Raw genomic sequence first — 1,508 nt, forward strand, 5'->3', positions numbered from 1 at the left:
TGTCTCGTCCTAAAATAGGTTTACATTAAAATGTAAACAAATGGGGCAAAAATTAATAGAAAAAGAGGTTATCGTGGCTGAGTATTTAGCAGGCCAAACCACCTACAGAAAATTAGAATCGAAGTACGGATTTGATTTTAGAGTGATACATTCGTGGGTGATGAAGTATCAAGGTAAAAAGCAAAAATTGAACATGCTTGTAAAACCCGGTGAAGTAGAGCAACCTCCACTTCCTACCGATGTAAAGGCTTTGCAGGCAGAACTTCGCAAAGCCAGACTGCATAACCAGCTGCTCAATGCCATGATCGATATTGCAGAAGACCAGCTTAAAATCGATATCCGAAAAAAGTCTGGCACCAAGCGGTAGAGCAGGTAGAACAAAGTACGCCTCGTTTTATCAACGAGCTTTGTTTGCTGCTTGGTACTAGCAGGCAATCCTACTATCAGGGCATAAAATTCATTCAGCAGAAAGCATACGAATCGGACATTATTATTGAAGAAGTATTACGTTACCGCAAGCATCAAAAGCGTCTTGGTACCCGTAAACTACTGGATGAAATGCAGGGTTTTTTAACCTCCCATAACTTCCGTATAGGCAGGGATGCGATGTTCGGCCTATTGCAGGAACGTGGCCTGTTGATTACAAAACGTAAACGTAGGGGCTTTGTAACCACGCTATCAAAACACCGGTTTAAGAAGTATCCCAACATCATCCGTGACTTTGTGCCTATTGCGCCGAACCAGTTATGGGTAAGCGATATAACATATGTTCATTTGGCAAGTGGCTTTGCGTATCTATCACTTATAACGGATGCTTACAGCAGAAAGATTGTTGGCTTTTACCTAAGTATAGATCTGACCGCAAGTGGCCCCTTAAATGCATTAAAGATGGCCTTGATAGGCAATCCCGAGCGAACCGGATTGATCCATCATAGTGACAGAGAGGTGCAATATTGCTGCGATGCTTATGTTAAGCTATTGCGGGATAAGAAGATCAAGGTCAGCATGACCGAAAATGGTGATCCACTGGAAAATGCTATTGCCGAACGGGTAAACGGAATTCTGAAACAAGAACTTCTTGAAGAGGTATTCCCTGATTATAAGGTAGCACAAAAAGCAATTGCTATTGCTTGCAGTACCTATAATCATCTAAGACCACATGGTAGTATAGACAATCTGAAACCCGCGGAAGCTCATCAGAAAAGTGGAGAACTGAAAAAACGATGGAAGAACTACTGGCAGCTAAAACAAGAAAAGGAGGATTGTATGGTGTAGGTTTTTTTGAGGCATTCCAGAAATGCATATAAATAATCCGCTAAAAGTGTAAACACTATAGCGGATTATATGCTTATCTGGCCAGGCTAATCCTAGTGGGTTGCTCCTCAGCATTGCTCGTTTCCGCTTCGCCTGGTTTGCCAAATGTAAACGGTATTTAGGATTAAAAAAAATGTGTAAACTTGTATTAGGATTTTAAATCAAAAAGTGTAAACTTTTTTCAGGACGAGTCA

General features: G+C 41.1%; 2 protein-coding genes. Both read left to right on the plus strand.

Annotation, left to right across the window (positions count from 1 at the left end; genetic code table 11):
• Window positions 1-40 precede the first annotated feature (40 nt).
• Entirely contained in the window at window positions 41-367 is a 327-nt protein-coding gene (locus tag ABIB40_RS20625) for a hypothetical protein (RefSeq protein WP_354361836.1), read from the plus strand.
• Between the two features lie 29 nt (window positions 368-396).
• The gene (locus ABIB40_RS20630; RefSeq protein WP_354361838.1) at window positions 397-1,275 is read left to right on the plus strand and encodes an IS3 family transposase; all 879 of its coding nucleotides are present in this window, start codon (window positions 397-399) and stop codon (window positions 1,273-1,275) included.
• The last annotated feature ends 233 nt before the right edge of the window (window positions 1,276-1,508 follow it).

Origin of the sequence: Pedobacter sp. UYP30 (genome assembly GCF_040547165.1) — a bacterium.
Classification (GTDB): Bacteria; Bacteroidota; Bacteroidia; order Sphingobacteriales; family Sphingobacteriaceae; genus Pedobacter.

Coding starts and splice junctions, on each gene's coding strand:
- ABIB40_RS20625 (WP_354361836.1), top strand. CDS start 41: ATGGGGCAAAAATTAATAGAAAAAGAGGTTATCGTGGCTGAGTATTTA.